We start from the raw sequence: 19,691 nt of genomic DNA on the forward strand, positions 1-19,691 counted from the left end.
TGCACATTGCGCGTTATTTGATAATTGCCCTGAGTCCGTTACCATGTCGGGGCTGAGAATATAAGAGTCAATTCACTATGCCGAAGAAGAACGACGCACCGGCCAGTTTCGAAACTGCGCTGAGTGAACTGGAGCAAATCGTTACCCGTCTTGAGAGCGGCGATCTCCCGCTGGAAGAGGCACTCAACGAATTCGAGCGTGGCGTGCAACTGGCACGTCAGGGGCAGGTCAAACTGCAGCAGGCCGAACAGCGTGTGCAGATCCTGCTGTCCGATAGCGAAGATGCTAAAACCACGCCTTTTACACCGGACGCCGAGTAAATGGATTTTGCCAACGAGCTTCAGGCATGCGTCGCGCGTGCCAACGATGCGCTGCGCCGTTTTATCGAGCCACAGCCTTTTCAGAACACTCCACTGGTTGAAGCCATGCACTATGGCGCACTCTTGGGAGGAAAGCGCCTGCGCCCATTCCTGGTCTATGCTACAGGCAATATGTTTGGTATCAGCGAAAACACGCTGGACGCCCCGGCAGCTGCCGTTGAGTGTATCCATGCCTACTCACTGATCCACGATGATTTACCGGCAATGGACGATGACGACTTACGTCGGGGTCAGCCTACCTGCCATATCAAGTTTGGCGAAGCAAATGCCATTCTGGCGGGAGATGCCCTGCAAACGCTGGCATTTTCGATTCTGAGCGATGCACCGATGGCTGAAGTGGCCGATCGCGACCGCCTGGCAATGATCTCCGAACTGGCCATGGCCAGCGGCGTGGCCGGTATGTGCGGGGGGCAGGCACTGGATCTGGACGCCGAAGGACGTCAGGTTAATCTGGAACAGCTGGAGCGTATTCATCGCCATAAAACCGGGGCATTGATTCGTTCCGCCGTTCGCCTGGGCGCGCTGAGCGCGGGTGAGCAAGGGCGCAAAGCCCTGCCGATTCTGGACAGATACGCAGAAAGTATCGGTCTGGCATTCCAGGTTCAGGATGACATTCTGGATGTGGTGGGCGATACTGCAACATTGGGTAAACGTCAGGGTGCGGACCAGCAGCTTGGCAAAAGTACCTACCCCGCCCTGCTGGGTCTTGAGCAAGCCCAACGTAAAGCCCGGGATCTGATAGAGGATGCCCGCCAGTCGCTGAATCAACTGGCCGCGCAATCACTGGATACTTCGGCACTGGAAGCGCTAGCGGACTATATAATCCAGCGTGATAAATAAACACACTATCTCGATGAGCCTTTGATGAGTTTTGATATTGCCAAATACCCGACACTGGCGTTAGTTGACTCCACCCAGGAGTTACGTCTGTTGCCGAAAGAGAGCCTGCCGAAGCTGTGCGACGAGCTGCGTCGTTACCTGCTCGACAGCGTAAGCCGCTCCAGCGGCCATTTCGCCTCCGGGCTTGGCACGGTTGAGCTGACCGTGGCGCTACACTATGTCTATAACACGCCGTTCGATCAGCTCATCTGGGACGTGGGTCACCAGGCCTATCCGCACAAAATTCTGACCGGGCGTCGCGATAAAATTGGCACCATTCGTCAGAAAGGCGGCCTGCATCCGTTCCCGTGGCGCGGTGAAAGCGAGTATGACGTGCTGAGCGTCGGCCACTCCTCCACTTCAATTTCCGCGGGTATCGGGATTGCCGTCGCTGCCGAAAAAGAGAACAAGCAGCGCCGCACCGTCTGCGTAATTGGCGACGGGGCCATCACTGCCGGTATGGCCTTTGAGGCCATGAACCACGCGGGTGATATCAAGCCAGACATGCTGGTTATTCTTAACGATAACGAAATGTCGATTTCTGAGAACGTCGGCGCGCTGAACAACCATCTGGCGCAGTTGCTCTCGGGTAAGCTTTACTCCTCGCTGCGTGAAGGCGGGAAAAAAGTCTTCTCCGGCGTACCGCCGATCAAAGAACTGCTCAAGCGTACCGAAGAACACATCAAAGGCATGGTTGTACCGGGTACCCTGTTTGAAGAGCTGGGCTTTAACTATATTGGCCCGGTTGACGGACACGACGTGCTGGGGCTGGTGTCAACGCTCAAGAACATGCGGGATCTTAAAGGCCCGCAGTTCCTGCACATCATGACCAAAAAAGGGCGTGGCTACGAGCCAGCGGAAAAAGATCCGATCACCTTCCACGCGGTACCGAAATTCGACCCGTCCAGCGGCTGTCTGCCAAAAAGCAGCGGCGGCATGCCGAGCTATTCAAAAATCTTCGGCGACTGGCTGTGCGAAACCGCGGCAAAAGACAACAAGCTGATGGCGATCACCCCGGCCATGCGTGAAGGCTCCGGCATGGTGGAGTTCTCCAGAAAATACCCTGACCAGTATTTTGACGTTGCCATTGCCGAGCAGCACGCGGTGACGTTTGCAGCGGGCCTGGCGATTGGCGGCTACAAACCGGTTGTCGCGATCTACTCCACCTTCCTGCAGCGCGCTTACGATCAGGTGATCCATGACGTTGCCATTCAGAAGCTGCCTGTGCTGTTTGCTATCGATCGTGCGGGCATCGTCGGTGCGGACGGACAGACACACCAGGGGGCTTTTGACCTGTCGTTCCTGCGCTGTATCCCGGAAATGGTCATCATGACGCCATCTGACGAGAACGAATGTCGTCAGATGCTGTTTACCGGCTACCACTATCAGGACGGCCCAAGCGCGGTTCGCTACCCGCGCGGTAATGCGGTAGGCGTTGAGCTGCAACCGCTGGAGAAGCTGGCGATAGGTAAAGGTCTGGTGAAGCGTCGCGGTGAGAAAGTGGCGATCCTGAACTTCGGCACATTGATGCCAGAGGCAGCGAAAGTGGCTGAAACGCTGAATGCCACTCTGGTGGATATGCGCTTTGTGAAACCGCTCGATGAATCCCTGATCCTGAACATGGCAGAAACCCATGACGTGCTGGTGACGCTGGAAGAAAATGCCATCATGGGCGGCGCGGGCAGCGGCGTGAACGAGGTGCTGATGGCGAATCGTAAAGCCGTTCCGGTGCTGAACCTCGGTCTGCCGGATCACTTCATTCCGCAAGGTACTCAGGACGAAGCCCGCACGGCGATTGGCCTGGATGCCGCAGGTATCGAAGCAAAAATCCGCTCCTGGCTGGGCTGATCCCTCCCCCTGTTCTGCTCCTGCTATGCTTAAACGTATTGTTTAAAACAGCAGGAGTGGAACCATGCAATACACAACATTAGGAAAAACAGACCTTAAGGTTTCCCGACTTTGCCTGGGGTGCATGACCTTTGGCGAGCCTGACCGGGGTAATCATGCCTGGACGCTGCCGGAAGAGAGTAGCCGCCCTATCATCAAACGCGCCATCGAAGGGGGCATTAACTTCTTTGACACCGCCAACAGCTACTCCGACGGCAGCAGCGAGGAGATTGTCGGCCGTGCCCTGCGCGATTTTGCCCGTCGGGAAGAAATTGTGGTCGCCACCAAGGTGTATTATCCGGTTGGCGATCTGGCTCAGGGCCTTTCTCGCACGCAGATCCTGCGTTCTATTGATGACAGTCTCAGACGCCTGAACATGGATTATGTCGATCTGCTGCAAATTCACCGCTGGGATTACAACACGCCGATCGAGGAGACGCTTGAAGCGCTCAACGACGTGGTGAAAGCGGGTAAAGCACGCTACATCGGCGCCTCATCAATGCACGCATCGCAGTTTGCACAGGCGCTCGATCTCCAGGCACTGCATGGCTGGGCGCGCTTCGTCACCATGCAGGATCACTACAATCTGATCTATCGCGAAGAAGAACGTGAGATGCTGCCGCTGTGCCATCAGGAGGGCGTGGCGGTGATCCCGTGGAGCCCGCTGGCGCGCGGTCGTCTGACCCGTCCGTGGGGGGAATCCACGGCCCGCCTGGTATCGGATGAAGTGGGAAAAAATCTGTATGAAGGAACAGAGGCCAGCGATGCGTTGATTGCAGAACGTTTAGCCGGGATTGCTGACGAAACCGGTGCAACCCGGGCCCAGGTGGCGCTGGCGTGGCTGCTGGGTAAACGCGGGGTTGCGGCACCGATTATTGGAACATCGCGGGAAGAACAGCTTGATGAACTGCTGAATGCGGTGGACATCACGCTGACGCCGGAGCAGATTGCCGAGCTGGAGACGCCATATCAACAGCATCCGGTGGTGGGGTTTAAGTAAGCCCTCACCCTGACCCTCTCCCTGAGGGAGAGGGAAAAAAGCAAACTTACGCGAAGTGATCGTATCCTTTCCAGTCCAGCGTAATGGGCGTACCGTCTCTCACAAACTTCAGCCCTTCGCTCTCCGGCATGATCTGCCCGATGCAGGTAAATTTCGCGCCGAGATGCGCTAACGCCACGTCCAGCGTTCCACGGTTGAGCTCAGGCACCGTGAAGCACAGCTCGTAATCTTCTCCACCGGAGAGCGCCCAGCGCAGCGCCTGCTCAGGATCCACATGGCGAAGCAGTGGCTCTGACAGCGGGAAGAGATCCAGGTCAACACGCGCACCCACGCCGCTGGCCTTCAGAATATGACCGAGATCTGAGATCAGCCCGTCAGAGAGATCGATAGCCGAACTTGCCCGCTCGCGCAGCGCCTGGCCGTGCAGAATACGCGGTGTTGGCCGCAAATGGCGTTTCACCAGATATGCCGCGTCGTCAGCATCCTTCACGGTTAAGCGGTCCTGGAGGATCGCCAGCCCTGCGGCACTGTCTCCTGGCGTACCGGTCACGTAGATCCAGTCACCGGGTTTTGCACCCGATCGTTTCAGCGCGCGACCGAGCGGCACATAGCCGTGGATTGCCAGCGTCATCGACAGCGGCCCGGCAGTGGTATCACCGCCAATCAACTGCATATCGTAATAGTTGAGCTGCTCAAACAACGCATCGCTAAAGGCTTCAAGCCAGGCTTCATCTACCTCTGGCAGCGTCAGAGCCAGCGTCAGCCACGCGGGATCGGCGCCCATTGCCGCCAGATCGCTCACGTTGACGGCCAGCGCTTTATACGCCAGATCGGCAGGATCGATATCCGGTAAAAAATGACGTCCGCACACTAAGGTGTCGGTGCTGATTGCCAGCGTCTGTTTTTCGGGAATATTGAGAAGTGCGCAGTCATCGCCAATGCCGGTTTCAACATCAAGACGAGAAGTTCTGACACGGTCGAAATAACGGGCAATCAGGGAGAATTCGCCGCATGCCATACGTTATGCCTCAGCAAATAAAAGAAAAAACCGGAGCCGCACTGCCCATCAGGCAATGCAGAACTCCGGTTTGCGGATCACTTTTTGTGGGGACGGATCGCAGGTGCTGCTTTATCAAGTACGCCGTTTACAAACTTGTGGCTGTCTTCAGCGCCGAAGGTTTTCGCCAGTTCGATCGCTTCGTTGATGGCCACTTTATACGGCACATCATCACGTTTAGACAGCTCAAACAGCGCAATGCGCAACACTGCTTTTTCAACCTGACCCAGCTCTTCGAGCAGACGGGACAGGTAGGGCTTCATCAGACCATCGAGATACGCGCTATTAGTCGCCACTCCCGACAGCAGTTCACGGAAGTACAGAACATCGACGTCTTTTACGTCCTGTTCTGACAGGAACTGGTATTCAACATCAGCGATGTCGTTCTGGGACAACTGCCAGGAGTAAAGTGCCTGGACGGCACATTCACGGGCGCGGCGACGAGCAGCAGGTTTCACGGAATTCCCCTTACAAAAAAATCAGGCCTTGATGGCTTTCAATACATTGATCATTTCAAGCGCGGTCAGTGCAGCTTCTGCGCCTTTGTTACCGGCTTTAGTGCCAGCACGTTCGATGGCTTGTTCAATACTTTCGGTGGTCAGCACGCCGAACGCGACAGGAATTTCAGCATCCTGCGCAACGTGAGCCAGACCATTGCTTGCACCGCCCGCAACGTATTCGAAGTGCGCAGTGCCGCCACGAATAACGGTACCCAGAGCAATCACCGCGTCGTATTTACCGGTTTTTGCCAGCGCGCCTGCTGCCAGTGGCAGTTCGTAAGCACCTGGAACCCAAACAACGGTAATGTTGTCATCTTTAACCTGGCCGATACGTTTCAGGGCGTCAATGGCACCTTCCAGCAGGCTGTCGTTGATGAAGTTGTTGAAACGCGCAATGGTGATGGCGACGCGAGCGTCCGGGGTAGCTACAGCAGCTTCAATAATGTTCATACTCTTCCTTTACGGGTTCATTTGGCCCCGCAGGGGGGCGGATTTTATCATAATACTTTGCGTACTGCTTCCCTATTTCAGGAGCAATTACGCTGTCGTTAAATGGAGGCAGACATCCGGACCCACCGGACGAATCTCGCTAAATTTGAGTTGTGGTGCATCGGCCAGTTTTTCAAGGCCGGGCAGCACAAACAGGCCACGCGCGTCGCTACCCAACAGTTTAGGCGCAACGTAAACAATCAGCTCATCCACCAGCCCGGCCTGTAAGAGCGCACCGGCGAGCGTTGGCCCCGCTTCTACCCAGATGCTGTTTACCTGTTGTTTGCCAAGTAACATCATTAACACCACGAGATCCAGATGCCCGTTATGCTCCGGCACCATGATGCTGCGCACGCCTTCCGGCCAGTCACGTGAATCTTCTTTAGTGCGCGCAATCCAGGTTTCACCGGGCTGCTGCACAATGCGGTGTTCAGGTGTGACGCGGTTCTGGCTATCTATGACAATACGCAGCGGCTGACGCAGGTTCTCCTGCGGGTAAAGCGCCTGGGTATCGGCATTCAGTTCGTTCCAGCGCACGGTCATGGCGGGATCGTCAGCCAGAACGGTTTCACTGCTGGTGAGGATAGCATGGCTTTGCGCACGCAGACGTTGCACATCGCGCCTTGCCTGCGGCGAGGTGATCCACTGGCTCTCACCGTTCGCCATTGCCGTGCGACCGTCCAGAGAGGCGCCCAGCTTAAGTTGGATATACGGGAACCCGGTGCGCATGCGCTTGAGGAAGCCTTTATTGATCGCTTCCGCGTCTTGCATCATCAGCCCATGGCTGACGTCAATCCCTTCCTGCTGCAGACGATACAAACCGCGGCCGGCGACCTGCGGGTTCGGGTCCTGCATTGACGCGACGACGCGTGAAACACCCGCCGCAATCAGTGCTTCACAGCACGGTGGCGTACGGCCGTGATGGCTGCAGGGCTCCAGCGTAACGTAGGCCGTAGCACCGCACGCCTTCTCACCGGCCATGCGCAACGCGTACACCTCAGCATGCGGCTCGCCCGCGCGATAGTGAAAACCTTCGCCCACAATCTCGCCATCTTTGACGATAACGCACCCGACATTCGGGTTGGGATGGGTGGTAAAACGCCCGCGCTGCGCCAGCTTCATGGCTCGCGCCATGTAAATCTCATCCTGCATGAGCTTAATCCTGTAAGCGGGCGATCTCTTCGCCAAACTCTTTGATATCTTCGAAACTGCGGTAGACCGAAGCGAAGCGGATATAGGCGACCTTATCGAGCTTTTTCAACTGCTCCATCACCAGGTTGCCAATCATCTTGCTTGGCACTTCACGCTCACCCAGACCACGAAGATAAGATTTAATGTGGTTTAACGCCATTTCAACGTCATCCGCGCTGACGGGACGTTTTTCCAGGGCCTTCAGCATTCCGCTGCGCAGTTTCTCTTCGTTAAACGGCTCGCGCACGTCGTTGCTTTTTACCACGCGCGGCATTACCAGCTCAGCAACCTCAAAGGTCGTGAAACGCTCGTTGCACACCAGACATTGCCGACGACGGCGTACGGATGACCCTTCGCCCACAAGACGAGAGTCGATGACTTTGGTATCCACAGCGGAGCAGAATGGGCAATGCATACGGTATCCCTGTTATCCGGTTAACTGATTTTCATTTTACCCTGATCTGGCCTGACAACAAAGGAAGAGCTTTTTGAGACAAAGGATCTATGTCTGACAGGTGGATGCTGGCTACCATAATAAGGATCCGTTATTTCAAGGAAATAAACGCAATGACAAGACGTTACCTGAAGATTTTGCTGGTGGGGAGCCTCTTCACCCTTAGCGCCTGTGCACAGCAAACCGAAGTTCGCCAGATGAAACAAAGCGTCAATACGCTCAATACGGCAATGGATAAGCTGAATAAAGAAACGGTGAAGATCACCCAACAAAACGCGCTGAACGCAAAATCCAGCAGCGGGGTGTATCTGCTGCCTGGTGCCAATACGCCTGCGCGGCTCAACAGCCAGATTGGCACGCTGAAAATGTCACTGGTGAACGTTGCGGCGAATGCAGATGGTACTCGCGCAACATTACGCATCCAGGGTGAATCCAACGATCCCCTTCCGGCCTTCACTGGCACCGTCGAGTGGGGCCAGATCCAGGGCACTACCGAAAGCTACCAGGAAGTGAATGTGAAGAACCAACTATTCACCGCCCCCGCGAGTATACTGGCGCCCAGCGATGTTGATATCCCGCTTCAGCTGAGTGGACTCACGCCAGATCAGTTAGGTTTTATCCGCATCCACGATATCCAGCCCGCCGCGCAGTAACCCCTCCTTCAGCGGAGTGCAATGTCACTCCGCTAACATTTACATTTCGTATGGATTGGCAACATTAATGATTGTCGCTACAATCCCGGCCGTTTAAAGTACGCAAACGTGAACGCAATCGATTACGTGTGTGAGAGATATGTGAAACAACACATATTTTTGTGAGCAGGGATTCCTATAATAGGCACCGCAGAAACACGAAATATTTAGAAACGCAATTCGCGCATTTTTCACTCCCGGAAGGGAATTTCAATCAGTGGCATGATTATGAAAAAAACATTACTTGCAGCCGGCACCGTGCTGGCACTTTCCTCCTCTTTCACTGTTAACGCAGCGGAAAACGATAAACCACAATATCTCTCCGACTGGTGGCACCAGAGCGTTAACGTCGTCGGCAGCTACCACACCCGTTTCGGACCACAGATCCGCAACGATACCTACCTGGAGTACGAAGCATTCGCCAAGAAAGACTGGTTTGATTTCTACGGTTACGTGGATCTGCCGGTGTTCTTCGGTGGTAATACCGATGCGAAAGGTATCTGGAACAACGGTTCCCCACTGTTCATGGAAATCGAACCGCGCTTCTCCATCGACAAACTGACCGGCACCGATCTGAGCTTCGGTCCGTTCAAAGAGTGGTACATCGCGAACAACTACATCTATGACATGGGTCGCAACGATTCTCAGGAACAAAGCACCTGGTATATGGGTCTGGGTACCGACATCGACACGGGTCTGCCGATGAGCCTGTCCATGAACATTTACGCGAAATACCAGTGGCAGAACTACGGTGCGTCCAACGAAAACGAGTGGGATGGATACCGTTTCAAAGTGAAATACTTTGTACCGCTGACGCAGCTGTGGGGCGGTAATCTGAGCTACATCGGTTTCACTAACTTTGACTGGGGTTCAGATCTGGGTGACGATAACTTCTATGACAACAACGGGAAGCATGCTCGTACCAGCAACTCTATCGCTTCCAGCCACATCCTGGCTCTGAACTACGATCACTGGCACTACTCCGTTGTTGCTCGTTACTGGCACAACGGTGGCCAGTGGAACGACGATGCCAGCCTGAACTTCGGTAAGGGTGACTTCAGCGTTCGTTCTACCGGTTGGGGTGGTTACCTGGTCGTGGGTTACAACTTCTAATCTTGTGGTAGCCGCCGGACAAAAAGCCAGCTCACGAGCTGGCTTTTTACTGCTTAACCTTCCGCAAAAAATCCGCCAGAGACCTGTCTGCACTCTCGCTAAACCGCCGCTCCGTCTGCACAATGTTAAGACACCTGTCGAGCCGGAAACAGCGGTAGTCATCGCGCCGTTCACACCAGGCCGCCAGCAGCCAGCGCTCCCCCCAGAAGAACAATCCCAACGGCTGAACCTCACGCTGTGAGAGCTGCCCGGCTTCATCACGGTAATGCAGCGCCAGCACGCGCTGGGCGGAAATTGCCTGATGAATCATGTCAAAATCGCTGCGGGAGTGGCTTTGCATGCAAAAATCCGGGGCGTAGATCCGCGTCTGCTCCGCCTTTCGACGACTCTCCTCAGGCAGAATCGCTAACACCTTCTCCTGAGCCGACTCCAGTTCGCGCGACAGCGATTCTCCTCCCCAGGTTTTGAGCAGGCGAATCGCCACCATCAGCGCCTCTGACTCCTTGTTTGTCAGCATCAGCGGCGGTAAATCAAAACCCGACATCAGCCGATAGCCGCTTCCCGCCTCGCCCTCCACCGGCACGCCGGAAAGTGACAAGTCGCGGATATCGCGGTAGACCGTCCGCTCAGACACGCCAAGCCTGTCCGCCAGATGCGCTGCCGTTGTCAGACGCCTGCCCCGCAGGATCTGCACAATCTGAAACAAACGGTCAGCGCGTCGGGTCATATTTTCGTTAACTCTCAGGCAGGTTGATGGAGACCGACGCGATTACCTTCACTGTCGGTAAACAATGCGATAGTGCCAATGCCACGAGGTAATTCCAGTGGGCCGAATACACACTCACCGCCTGCGGTAACGATACGATCGAGCGTGGCAGGCAGATTGTCAGTATGCAGGTAGATAATAGCGCCTTCGTGAGACGGCACAATGCCCTCAAATTTTGCCAGCGCTCCGCCGGTACCCGGATCCTCATGCGGGAAAACGGCCAGCTCAGCGCAGTCCATTTTCTCGCGTTTTAACGAAACCTGCATCACTGGCTCATAAAAAGTAATCGCGCGATCCATATCCGTGACCGGGATTTCAAACCAGTTAATTACACTTTTCATACATCCTCCTGACTGTTTGTTTGGGTTCGAAAAGAGTCTACGACAGGGCTCCTGACAGCATACTGTCAGGAGTGTTTGTCAGGAGCAGATAAAAAAAATCCCGGTCATCAGACCGGGATTTCGATAACGCGATAAACGTCTTACGGCAGAATTGACGGCTGATCCGCCCCTTCTTTCTCGACTTTCTGCTGGAGCAAGTGCTCGCGCTTCATGCCGAGTTTCAGTGCCAGTGCGGATGCGACGTAAATAGAAGACGCCGTACCGATAGTCACACCGATAAGCATGGTCAGCGAGAAGCCTTCCAGCACCGGACCACCGAAGAGATACAGCATCAGGATAACCATCAAGGTTGTACCGGATGTGATCAAGGTACGGTGCAGCGTCTGGGTCAACGACACGTTAAAGATTTCGTACGGCGTACCGCGACGGATCTTACGGAAGTTTTCACGAATACGGTCAGATACCACGATACTGTCGTTCAGTGAGTAACCGATAACGGACATCAGCGATGCCACGATCGTCAGGTCAATCTCAATGTGGAACAAAGACAGTACGCCCATGGTGATCACCACGTCGTGCGCCAGCGCGATAACCACACCTGCCGCCAGTCGCCACTCGAAGCGGAAACCAACGTAAATCAGGATGGAGATCAGCGCCACCATCAGCGCCATTGCACCGGTTTGGGCAAGGTCTGCACCCACGCTTGGGCCGACAAACTCAATACGCTTAACCGTCGCATTCTGGCTGGTTGTTTCGTTAATCACGCTAACAACCTTGCTGCCCAGCTCCTGGCTGCCGTTGGCATCGTGTACCGGAGGCATACGCACCATGATATCGCGGCTGCTGCCGAAGTTTTGCAGCAGCGGCTCTTCAAAGCCCGCTTTCTGCAGCGATTCGCGCATCTGGTCCATATCAATCGGTTTTTCCAGGGAAATTTCAATTACCGTACCGCCGGTAAAATCGAGACCCCAGTTAAAGCCTTTCACACCCATAATAACGATGGACAGAATCAGCAGAAAACCTGAAATGCCGAAGGCCCAGTAGTCCCAGCGCATAAAGTCCCAGACTTTACGGCCGTGGTTTAATTGTTCAACAGTATATTCCTGTGCCACAACGCACTCCTCAGATAGACAGCTTTTTGACGCGCTTGCCGCCGTACAGCAGGTTCACGATGGCACGGGTGCCGACAATAGCGGTAAACATCGACGTTGCAACACCGATACCGGTAGTAATCGCAAAGCCTTTGATCGCGCCAGTACCCACTGCATACAGGATAAGAACCTTAATCAGTGTTGTTACGTTCGCATCGAAGATGGAGCTGAACGCGCCTTTATAGCCTTCTTCAATCGCCTGCTGCACAGAGCGACCGTTGCTCAACTCTTCTTTGATACGTTCGTTGATCAGTACGTTGGCGTCGACCGCCACCGCAAGGGTCAGAACGATACCCGCAATACCCGGCATGGTCAGCGTCGCACCCGGCAGCAGGGACATGATGCCGATGATCAGCACCAGGTTAGCCAGCAGCGCGGACGTCGCAATAAGACCAAACTTCTTATAGAAGAAGATCATGAACAGGATAGAGACCACCAGACCGGCCAGACACGCTTCCAGACCCTGCTGGATGTTTTGCATACCCAGAGTAGGACCAATGGTACGTTCTTCAACAATCTGAATTGGTGCAATCAGCGCACCGGCACGCAGCAGCAGAGAGAGCTGACGCGCTTCGTTCGGGTTGCTGATACCTGTGATGCGGAAGCTGTTACCCAGACGAGACTGGATATTGGCGATGTTAATCACCTCTTCCTCTTTCACCAGCACTGCACGGCCATTGGCATCTTTCTTACCGCTGTCTTTGTACTCCACGAACAGGGTCGCCATCGGTTTACCGATGTTGTCCTTGGTGAAGTTAGACATGATGTTACCACCCGCGCTATCCAGCGAGATGTTAACCTGCGGCTGGTTGTATTCGTCCTGGCTGGAAGTGGAGTCAGTGATGTGGTCACCGGTCAGGATCACGCGTTTGTACAGCACAACAGGCTGACCTTCGCGGGTCTGTTTCACTTCGGAGTCACCCGGAATACGGCCTGCGGCGGCAGCGGACTGATCAACGTTGGAGTTAACCAGACGGAATTCCAGCGTTGCGGTCGCACCCAGAATCTCTTTCGCACGTGCGGTATCCTGGATACCTGGCAGTTCGACCACGATACGGTCAGCACCCTGGCGCTGTACCAGAGGCTCAGCCACACCCAGTTGGTTTACACGGTTACGCAGAATGTTGATGTTCTGCTGAACGGCGTATTCACGCGCTTCACTCAGACGCGCATCGGTCATCACCGCGCGCAGCTGGTTGCTGCCTGAAGAGGTGATCACCAGATCGCGGTGACGCTGAGACAGATAAGTTACAGCCTGATCGCGCGCCGCGCTGTCGCGGAACGTGATGCTCATACCGTAGTTATCTTCTTTACGTACGGTAGTGTACGCGATGCCTTTTTCACGCAGATCGCTACGCAGGCTGTCGATATTCTGTTCCTGCAGTTTGCCCAGCGCGGTATCCATATCCACTTCCATCAGGAAGTGAACGCCACCACGCAGGTCAAGACCGAGTTTCATTGGCTCTGCGTTCAGTGCAGCCAGCCAACGAGGGGTTGCAGGAGCAAGGTTAAGCGCCACGACATATTTATCACCCAGCACGCCCATCAGCGCTTCACGGGCGCGGAGCTGCGTGTCGGTGGTGTCGAAGCGAGCAAGAATTGCACCCTCTTCCAGAGCCACAGACTTAGCGGTAATTTTTTCTTCTTGTAACGTTTTCTGGACCTGGATCAGCGTTTGCTCACTGGCGGCGACACCGCGCGCGCCAGTGATTTGAACAGCCGGATCCTCACCATACAGGTTGGGAAGCGCGTACAGCAGGCCGACGAGAATCACGACGACCAGCATGATGTACTTCCACAAAGGATAACGGTTTAACACGGCAGTTCCCTTTGGGAAAAGTTGGGATTACAGCGCCTTCATAGTGCCTTTCGGCAGAACGGCAGCTACGAAGTCACGTTTGATAACCACTTCAGTGGTGTCGTTCAGCGCGATAGCAATGTAGCCGCTTTCAGCCACTTTGGTTACGCGACCAACCAGACCACCGTTGGTCAGCACTTCATCGCCTTTCGCGATGGAGTCCATCAGCTTTTTGTGCTCTTTGGTACGCTTTTGCTGTGGGCGCAGGATCATGAAGTAGAAGATCAGACCGAACACAACCAGCATCAGAATCAGAGACATCGGGCTGCCCTGCGCCGGAGCACCTGTTGCCGCTACCGCATCAGAAATAAAAAAGCTCATTCAAATTCCCTCATTATTAAAATTAATCAACGTTCAAAGGTGGAACGGTTCGACCCTGACGTTGGTAGAAATCGGTCACGAAGCTCTCTAATTTACCCTCTTCGATAGCCTTGCGTAAACCAGCCATTAAGCGCTGATAATAGCGAAGGTTATGAATGGTATTGAGACGCGCACCCAAAATCTCATTGCAACGATCGAGATGATGCAGATACGCGCGAGAATAATTGCGACAGGTATAGCAATCGCACTCGGCATCGAGCGGACTGGTGTCACTCTTATGCTTCGCGTTACGGATTTTCACCACGCCATCGGTAACAAACAGATGACCATTACGCGCGTTACGGGTTGGCATCACGCAGTCGAACATATCAATGCCGCGACGTACACCTTCAACCAGATCCTCTGGTTTACCCACACCCATCAGGTAACGGGGTTTATCTGCCGGGATTTGCGGGCAGACATGTTCCAGAATGCGATGCATGTCTTCCTTCGGCTCACCCACAGCCAAACCGCCGACAGCGTAGCCATCAAAACCTATCTCTACCAGACCTTTAACGGAGATATCACGTAAATCTTCGTAAACACTGCCCTGAATAATGCCGAACAGCGCATTTTTGTTCTCCAGGGAGTCAAAACGGTCGCGGCTACGCTTCGCCCAACGCAAAGACATCTCCATAGAACGTTTAGCGTAATCCCAGTCGGCCGGATACGGTGTACATTCGTCGAAGATCATGACGATGTCAGAACCGAGATCGTACTGAATCTCCATCGATTTTTCTGGATCGAGGAAAATAGGATCGCCGTTGATCGGGTTACGGAAGTGTACGCCCTGCTCGGTGATCTTGCGAATATCACCCAGGCTGAAGACCTGGAAACCGCCGGAGTCGGTCAGGATAGGGCCTTTCCACTGCATGAAGTCGTGCAGGTCACCGTGGAGCTTCATGATCTCCTGACCCGGACGCAGCCACAGGTGGAAGGTGTTGCCGAGGATAATCTGTGCGCCAGTGGCTTCCACTTCTTCCGGCGTCATCCCTTTTACGGTGCCGTAGGTGCCCACAGGCATAAACGCGGGGGTTTCCACCACACCGCGATCAAACACCAGGCGACCGCGACGCGCGCGGCCATCGGTGGTATCGAGTTCAAATTTCATTTTTTCTCCGACGTCAGAAAAACAGTCCAACGTTGTAAAACGGTGCCGCGGACTTATTCCCCGACACGCTCATTCAAAGCCTGCGGATTGTACGTGATAAACATCGCGTCCCCGTAGCTAAAAAAGCGATATTTTTGTTCTACCGCAGACTTGTAGGCATTCATCGTATGCTGATAACCCGCAAACGCGGACACCAGCATAATCAGCGTGGATTCAGGCAGATGGAAGTTGGTCACCAGCGCATCAATGACTTTGTACTGATAACCTGGGTAGATGAAGATCTGCGTATCGCCAAAGAACGGTTCGATAAGATCGTTCTTCGCGGCCTGTGCGGCGCTCTCAAGCGAACGCACAGAGGTAGTGCCGACGGCAATCACGCGGCTCCCTCTGCCTTTCGCCGCCAGAACAGCATCCACCACGTCCTGCGGTACTTCGGCATACTCGGAGTGCATGATGTGATCTTCGATGCTGTCCACGCGCACCGGCTGGAAGGTACCCGCGCCAACGTGCAGCGTCACGAACGCCATCTCAACGCCTTTTGCTCGCAGTTTTTCCAGCAGCGGTTCATCAAAGTGCAGACCCGCGGTCGGCGCGGCGACTGCGCCAGGTTTCTGGCTATAGACAGTCTGGTACAGCTCGCGGTCGGCCTCTTCGTCCGGACGCTCAATGTACGGCGGCAACGGCATGTGGCCGATAGCATTCAGAATGTCGAGCACAGTACGCTCGTCATCGAATTCCACCTCGAACAGCGCGTCGTGGCGCGCGGTCATGGTCGCTTTGATGCTCTCGTCATCACCGAGCAGCAGTTCTGCACCCGGCTTGGGTGCTTTAGAGGCGCGAATATGTGCCAGAATACGTTTATCATCGAGCATACGTTCGACCAGCACTTCAATCTTGCCGCCGCTGGCTTTACGCCCGAACAGGCGCGCCGGGATCACGCGGGTATTGTTAAAGACCAGCAGATCGCCAGGGTTGAGCTTGTCGAGCAAATCGGTGAAAGTACCGTGCGTCAGATCGCCCGTTGGCCCATCCAGTGACAGCAAACGACAGCTACTGCGCTCAGGCATTGGATAGTGAGCAATCAGGGATTCAGGTAGTTCAAAGGAGAAATCGGCGACGCGCATGACGTATACTCGTGACTTAAAAACAGGCGGCATAGTCTAGTGCTCACACCCTTTTGCTGCAACAACTAGCCACCCCCGGACAAATAAAACGCATGAATTTTCTCGCTCACCTGCATCTCGCCCACCTCGCTGACAGCTCCCTTTCCGGTAATTTGCTGGCCGATTTCGTACGCGGTAACCCCGCTGAAAACTATTCCCCTGAGATCGTTGACGGTATTTTTATGCATCGTCGTATCGACGTGCTGACAGATAACTTGCCGGAAGTGACGGAAGCCAAAGCGTGGTTTCGCCCCGAAACGCGCCGGGTAGCGCCGATCACGCTTGATGTGATGTGGGATCATTTCCTGTCGCGCCACTGGGCACAACTCTCGCCGGAGTTGCCATTACCGGATTTTGTGCGCTATGCCCACCAGCAGGTGTCAATCATTTTGCCCGACTCGCCGCCGCGCTTTGTGAATCTGAATAACTACCTGTGGTCAGAACGCTGGCTGGAGCGCTATCGCGAGATGGATTTCATTCAGAATGTGTTAAATGGGATGGCCAGTCGCCGACCGCGCCTGGATGCGCTGCGCGACTCCTGGTATGACCTGGATGAACATTACGATGCGCTGGAGACCCGATTCTGGCAATTCTATCCGCGCATGATGGCGCAGGCGAAAAGCAAACAGCTCTGACAGAATTCGCATTGATAGGTAAAAGCTGGCGGAACGATTGTCACCACCTCTTTGTCTTATCCTGGAACACTCTCTATACTGGCTCGCGTTGCGTTCCAAATAACCTTAGTATCTACAGGAGAATCATATGGTTCTGGTAACTCGTCCGGCTCCGGATTTTACAGCTGCAGCAGTTCTGGGCAACGGTGAAATCGTTGAAAACTTCAACTTCAAACAGCACACCAACGGTAAAGCGACCGTTCTGTTCTTCTGGCCAATGGACTTCACTTTCGTTTGCCCATCTGAGCTGATCGCGTTCGACAAACGTTACGAAGAATTCCAGAAGCGTGGCGTAGAAGTTGTTGGCGTCTCCTTCGACTCTGAATTTGTACACAACGCATGGCGTAACACCCCTGTCGACAAAGGCGGCATCGGTGCGGTGAAATACGCAATGGTTGCGGACATCAAACGCGAAATCCAGCAGGCTTACGGTATCGAACATCCGGACGCTGGCGTTGCACTGCGTGGTTCTTTCCTGATCGACGCAAACGGCATCGTGCGTCACCAGGTTGTGAACGATCTGCCGCTGGGTCGTAACATCGACGAAATGCTGCGTATGGTTGACGCGCTGCAGTTCCACGAAGAGCACGGTGAAGTATGCCCGGCTCAGTGGGAAAAAGGTAAAGAAGGTATGGCTGCCTCTCCAGACGGCGTAGCGAAATACCTGTCTGAGAACGTATCCAGCCTGTAATCGGCACGGTTTACGAAAAAGGCCCGCTTATGCGGGCCTTTTGTTTTAGAACGCGAAGCACGAACACCCTAACACGCCCCAGAATGCCTGTTCATCGGAGACAGGAATATCCGACTGGCGCGCGATACCGTGCGCATGCCCATGCACGCCACAACTCCCGATGCACTGGTGCATCTGTACCACCGCGCCCACTTTACTGGCGGCTGGCGGTGCGGAGCGATAATGTCCGGGTACCTTCACCACTGGCGACCACTCTGGCACAACCGGAATTGGCGGTGGCGACAGTGGGCTGAAATGTCCGGCGGCATACACCACCTTGCCATCCACCACGGTCAGTACCGATTCAATACCTTTGATCTCCTCTTCCGGCACGCTGAAGTAGTCTTTCGACAGCACCACCAGGTCCGCCAGTTGCCCTTCTACCAGGCGACCTTTTTTACCCTGCTCGCTGGAAAACCACGCACTGCCTGCCGTCCACAGCTCAAGAGCTACGTCACGCGGCAGACGGTTATTGTCTTCATACATCGCAAGCCCACCCACGGTACGCCCGGATACCAGCCAGTAGAGCGCCGTCCACGGGTTATAGCTCGCCACGCGGGTCGCGTCCGTACCTAACCCAACCGGCACCTCCAGTTCCAGCATTTTCGCTACCGGCGGCGTATGCTTCACCGCCTCTTTGCCATAGCGGTCGACAAAGTACTCGCCCTGGAATGCCATGCGGTGCTGGACCGCAATCCCACCGCCCAACGCCTTAACGCGTTCAATATTGCGCTCGGTAATGGTTTCTGCATGGTCGAAGAACCAGTGCAGCCCGTTGAACGGGATATCGCGGTTTACTTTCTCGAACACATCCAGCATCCGACTGATGGATTCGTCGTAAGTCGCGTGCAGGCGGAACGGCCAGCGGTTTTCCACCAGATGACGCACCACACGCTCCAGTTCGTCTTCCATTCCTTCCGGCAGATCCGGACGCGGCTGAAGGAAATCCTCGAAATCCGCCGCCGAGAAGACCAGCATCTCACCGGCCCCGTTCGCGCGATAGAAATCCGTTCCCTGACCCGGCTTGAGCATATCTGTCCAGCGCTCAAAATCGTCCAGTTCCTGTTTTGGGCGCTGGGTAAAGAGGTTGTAAGCAATGCGCACAGTCATCTGCGCTTTGGCGTGCAGCTCAGCAATTACCTCGTAATCTTCCGGGTAGTTCTGGAAACCACCCCCTGCATCAATTGCGCTGGTCAATCCCAGGTGGTTCAGCTCGCGCATAAACTGGCGCGTAGAGTTCACCTGCTGCTCAATCGGCAGTTTCGGCCCTTTCGCCAGTGTGGCGTAGAGGATCATTGCATTAGGTTTGGCGATCAGCATCCCGGTCGGGTTACCGTTGTTGTCGCGCACAATCTCGCCGCCCGGCGGGTTCGGGGTCTCTTTGGTATACCCGACAGCTTTCAAGGCTGCACGGTTGAGCAACGCGCGATCGTAGAGATGCAGCACAAATACCGGGGTGTCCGGTGCCGCCTCATTGAGTTCTTCGATGGTCGGCATTCGACGTTCAGCAAACTGAAACTCGCTCCAGCCGCCGACAACACGCACCCACTGTGGTGACGGCGTGCGGTCGGCCTGAACTTTAAGCATGCGCAACGCATCCGCCAGTGAAGGAACACCTTCCCAGCGCAGCTCCAGGTTGTAATTGAGCCCGCCGCGAATAAGGTGCAGGTGAGAATCGTTCAGGCCAGGGATTACCGTGCTTCCCTGTAAATCGACGATCTGCGTTCCCTGCGTCGCATAACTCATGATGCGATCGTGATTACCCGTAGCAAGGATCTTGCCGTTGGCGATCGCCACCGCCTCGGTAAGCGGATTTTCACGATCGAATGTATGGATCTTACCTTTAGTTAAGATCAGTGTGGCAGTTTGAGACATAACGTACTCCTTTCGGCCGA

Annotated in this window: 21 protein-coding genes; 8 read left to right on the forward strand and 13 right to left on the reverse strand. The window is 54.8% G+C overall.

Annotation, left to right across the window (positions count from 1 at the left end):
* Positions 1-77 precede the first annotated feature (77 nt).
* From xseB to JGF26_RS05715, 4 genes are all read left to right on the forward strand, one after another.
* Complete coding sequence (gene xseB, locus JGF26_RS05700; RefSeq protein ID WP_008503331.1) at positions 78-320, forward strand: exodeoxyribonuclease VII small subunit; 243 nt, start codon at positions 78-80, stop codon at positions 318-320.
* Positions 321-1,220 (forward strand): (2E,6E)-farnesyl diphosphate synthase, encoded by a 900-nt coding sequence (ispA, locus tag JGF26_RS05705; RefSeq protein ID WP_028017656.1) that lies wholly within the window; start codon positions 321-323, stop codon positions 1,218-1,220. It abuts the gene before it with no gap.
* A gap of 24 nt (positions 1,221-1,244) precedes the next feature.
* Complete coding sequence (gene dxs, locus JGF26_RS05710) at positions 1,245-3,107, forward strand: 1-deoxy-D-xylulose-5-phosphate synthase (RefSeq protein ID WP_134707195.1); 1,863 nt, start codon at positions 1,245-1,247, stop codon at positions 3,105-3,107.
* A gap of 64 nt (positions 3,108-3,171) precedes the next feature.
* The gene (locus JGF26_RS05715; protein WP_134707194.1) at positions 3,172-4,146 is read left to right on the forward strand and encodes an aldo/keto reductase; all 975 of its coding nucleotides are present in this window, start codon (positions 3,172-3,174) and stop codon (positions 4,144-4,146) included.
* 46 nt (positions 4,147-4,192) lie between these two features.
* Here the strand turns inward: JGF26_RS05715 and thiL are convergent, their stop codons facing one another.
* The 5 genes from thiL to nrdR form a co-directional block, all read right to left on the reverse strand.
* Positions 4,193-5,164 carry a thiamine-phosphate kinase gene (gene thiL / locus JGF26_RS05720; RefSeq protein ID WP_134707193.1) on the reverse strand — a complete coding sequence of 324 codons (972 nt, stop codon included), beginning with the start codon at positions 5,162-5,164 and terminating at the stop codon, positions 4,193-4,195.
* Between the two features lie 77 nt (positions 5,165-5,241).
* A complete protein-coding gene (gene nusB, locus JGF26_RS05725; protein ID WP_006809908.1) occupies positions 5,242-5,661 on the reverse strand; it encodes a transcription antitermination factor NusB in 420 nt (139 codons plus the stop codon).
* Between the two features lie 21 nt (positions 5,662-5,682).
* Positions 5,683-6,153, reverse strand: coding sequence for a 6,7-dimethyl-8-ribityllumazine synthase (gene ribE, locus JGF26_RS05730; protein WP_006176874.1), 471 nt, complete (start codon positions 6,151-6,153; stop codon positions 5,683-5,685).
* An 87-nt stretch (positions 6,154-6,240) separates the two neighbouring features.
* Positions 6,241-7,344 carry a bifunctional diaminohydroxyphosphoribosylaminopyrimidine deaminase/5-amino-6-(5-phosphoribosylamino)uracil reductase RibD gene (gene ribD / locus JGF26_RS05735; protein WP_134707192.1) on the reverse strand — a complete coding sequence of 368 codons (1,104 nt, stop codon included), beginning with the start codon at positions 7,342-7,344 and terminating at the stop codon, positions 6,241-6,243.
* A gap of 4 nt (positions 7,345-7,348) precedes the next feature.
* Positions 7,349-7,798, reverse strand: coding sequence for a transcriptional regulator NrdR (gene nrdR / locus JGF26_RS05740; protein ID WP_008503337.1), 450 nt, complete (start codon positions 7,796-7,798; stop codon positions 7,349-7,351).
* Positions 7,799-7,950: 152 nt separating this feature from the next.
* Here nrdR and JGF26_RS05745 point away from each other — a divergent pair, with 152 nt between their 5' ends.
* Positions 7,951-8,490 (forward strand): DUF3251 domain-containing protein, encoded by a 540-nt coding sequence (locus JGF26_RS05745; protein ID WP_028017661.1) that lies wholly within the window; start codon positions 7,951-7,953, stop codon positions 8,488-8,490.
* 267 nt (positions 8,491-8,757) lie between these two features.
* On the forward strand, positions 8,758-9,642 hold the full coding sequence (locus tag JGF26_RS05750; protein ID WP_028017662.1) for a nucleoside-specific channel-forming protein Tsx: 885 nt from the start codon (positions 8,758-8,760) through the stop codon (positions 9,640-9,642).
* Between the two features lie 46 nt (positions 9,643-9,688).
* Here the strand turns inward: JGF26_RS05750 and JGF26_RS05755 are convergent, their stop codons facing one another.
* The 7 genes from JGF26_RS05755 to queA form a co-directional block, all read right to left on the reverse strand.
* The gene (locus JGF26_RS05755) at positions 9,689-10,369 is read right to left on the reverse strand and encodes a YafY family protein (protein ID WP_049007503.1); all 681 of its coding nucleotides are present in this window, start codon (positions 10,367-10,369) and stop codon (positions 9,689-9,691) included.
* Positions 10,370-10,383: 14 nt separating this feature from the next.
* Entirely contained in the window at positions 10,384-10,749 is a 366-nt protein-coding gene (locus JGF26_RS05760) for a VOC family protein (RefSeq protein WP_108090709.1), read from the reverse strand.
* 140 nt (positions 10,750-10,889) lie between these two features.
* Positions 10,890-11,861 carry a protein translocase subunit SecF gene (secF, locus tag JGF26_RS05765; protein ID WP_028017665.1) on the reverse strand — a complete coding sequence of 324 codons (972 nt, stop codon included), beginning with the start codon at positions 11,859-11,861 and terminating at the stop codon, positions 10,890-10,892.
* Between the two features lie 10 nt (positions 11,862-11,871).
* Positions 11,872-13,719 (reverse strand): protein translocase subunit SecD, encoded by a 1,848-nt coding sequence (secD, locus tag JGF26_RS05770; protein ID WP_072032696.1) that lies wholly within the window; start codon positions 13,717-13,719, stop codon positions 11,872-11,874.
* Between the two features lie 27 nt (positions 13,720-13,746).
* Complete coding sequence (gene yajC, locus JGF26_RS05775) at positions 13,747-14,079, reverse strand: preprotein translocase subunit YajC (protein WP_000007630.1); 333 nt, start codon at positions 14,077-14,079, stop codon at positions 13,747-13,749.
* 22 nt (positions 14,080-14,101) lie between these two features.
* The gene (gene tgt, locus JGF26_RS05780) at positions 14,102-15,229 is read right to left on the reverse strand and encodes a tRNA guanosine(34) transglycosylase Tgt (RefSeq protein ID WP_028017667.1); all 1,128 of its coding nucleotides are present in this window, start codon (positions 15,227-15,229) and stop codon (positions 14,102-14,104) included.
* Between the two features lie 53 nt (positions 15,230-15,282).
* Complete coding sequence (gene queA, locus JGF26_RS05785) at positions 15,283-16,353, reverse strand: tRNA preQ1(34) S-adenosylmethionine ribosyltransferase-isomerase QueA (protein ID WP_028017668.1); 1,071 nt, start codon at positions 16,351-16,353, stop codon at positions 15,283-15,285.
* A gap of 92 nt (positions 16,354-16,445) precedes the next feature.
* Here queA and acpH point away from each other — a divergent pair, with 92 nt between their 5' ends.
* Complete coding sequence (gene acpH, locus JGF26_RS05790) at positions 16,446-17,027, forward strand: ACP phosphodiesterase (protein ID WP_049007504.1); 582 nt, start codon at positions 16,446-16,448, stop codon at positions 17,025-17,027.
* Between the two features lie 127 nt (positions 17,028-17,154).
* Entirely contained in the window at positions 17,155-17,757 is a 603-nt protein-coding gene (locus JGF26_RS05795) for a peroxiredoxin (protein ID WP_008503347.1), read from the forward strand.
* A 45-nt stretch (positions 17,758-17,802) separates the two neighbouring features.
* On the opposite strand, the gene JGF26_RS05800 is transcribed toward JGF26_RS05795, so the two are convergent.
* Positions 17,803-19,671: an amidohydrolase gene (locus JGF26_RS05800; RefSeq protein WP_134707191.1), complete on the reverse strand. Its 1,869-nt coding sequence runs from the start codon at positions 19,669-19,671 to the stop codon at positions 17,803-17,805.
* Positions 19,672-19,691 lie beyond the last annotated feature (20 nt).

The organism is Enterobacter sp. E1 (genome assembly GCF_016809815.1).
Lineage (GTDB): Bacteria > Pseudomonadota > Gammaproteobacteria > Enterobacterales > Enterobacteriaceae > Enterobacter > Enterobacter adelaidei.

What these genes read in the sequence shown, in the direction of transcription:
- ribE (WP_006176874.1), bottom strand. Translation starts at nt 6,153, where the DNA reads ATGAACATTATTGAAGCTGCTGTAGCTACCCCGGACGCTCGCGTCGCC.
- thiL (WP_134707193.1), bottom strand. Translation starts at nt 5,164, where the DNA reads ATGGCATGCGGCGAATTCTCCCTGATTGCCCGTTATTTCGACCGTGTC.
- JGF26_RS05795 (WP_008503347.1), top strand. Translation starts at nt 17,155, where the DNA reads ATGGTTCTGGTAACTCGTCCGGCTCCGGATTTTACAGCTGCAGCAGTT.
- ispA (WP_028017656.1), top strand. Translation starts at nt 321, where the DNA reads ATGGATTTTGCCAACGAGCTTCAGGCATGCGTCGCGCGTGCCAACGAT.
- dxs (WP_134707195.1), top strand. Translation starts at nt 1,245, where the DNA reads ATGAGTTTTGATATTGCCAAATACCCGACACTGGCGTTAGTTGACTCC.
- tgt (WP_028017667.1), bottom strand. Translation starts at nt 15,229, where the DNA reads ATGAAATTTGAACTCGATACCACCGATGGCCGCGCGCGTCGCGGTCGC.
- JGF26_RS05715 (WP_134707194.1), top strand. Translation starts at nt 3,172, where the DNA reads ATGCAATACACAACATTAGGAAAAACAGACCTTAAGGTTTCCCGACTT.
- JGF26_RS05800 (WP_134707191.1), bottom strand. Translation starts at nt 19,671, where the DNA reads ATGTCTCAAACTGCCACACTGATCTTAACTAAAGGTAAGATCCATACA.
- JGF26_RS05760 (WP_108090709.1), bottom strand. Translation starts at nt 10,749, where the DNA reads ATGAAAAGTGTAATTAACTGGTTTGAAATCCCGGTCACGGATATGGAT.
- nrdR (WP_008503337.1), bottom strand. Translation starts at nt 7,798, where the DNA reads ATGCATTGCCCATTCTGCTCCGCTGTGGATACCAAAGTCATCGACTCT.
- acpH (WP_049007504.1), top strand. Translation starts at nt 16,446, where the DNA reads ATGAATTTTCTCGCTCACCTGCATCTCGCCCACCTCGCTGACAGCTCC.
- JGF26_RS05745 (WP_028017661.1), top strand. Translation starts at nt 7,951, where the DNA reads ATGACAAGACGTTACCTGAAGATTTTGCTGGTGGGGAGCCTCTTCACC.
- JGF26_RS05755 (WP_049007503.1), bottom strand. Translation starts at nt 10,369, where the DNA reads ATGACCCGACGCGCTGACCGTTTGTTTCAGATTGTGCAGATCCTGCGG.
- JGF26_RS05750 (WP_028017662.1), top strand. Translation starts at nt 8,758, where the DNA reads ATGAAAAAAACATTACTTGCAGCCGGCACCGTGCTGGCACTTTCCTCC.
- ribD (WP_134707192.1), bottom strand. Translation starts at nt 7,344, where the DNA reads ATGCAGGATGAGATTTACATGGCGCGAGCCATGAAGCTGGCGCAGCGC.
- queA (WP_028017668.1), bottom strand. Translation starts at nt 16,353, where the DNA reads ATGCGCGTCGCCGATTTCTCCTTTGAACTACCTGAATCCCTGATTGCT.
- yajC (WP_000007630.1), bottom strand. Translation starts at nt 14,079, where the DNA reads ATGAGCTTTTTTATTTCTGATGCGGTAGCGGCAACAGGTGCTCCGGCG.
- xseB (WP_008503331.1), top strand. Translation starts at nt 78, where the DNA reads ATGCCGAAGAAGAACGACGCACCGGCCAGTTTCGAAACTGCGCTGAGT.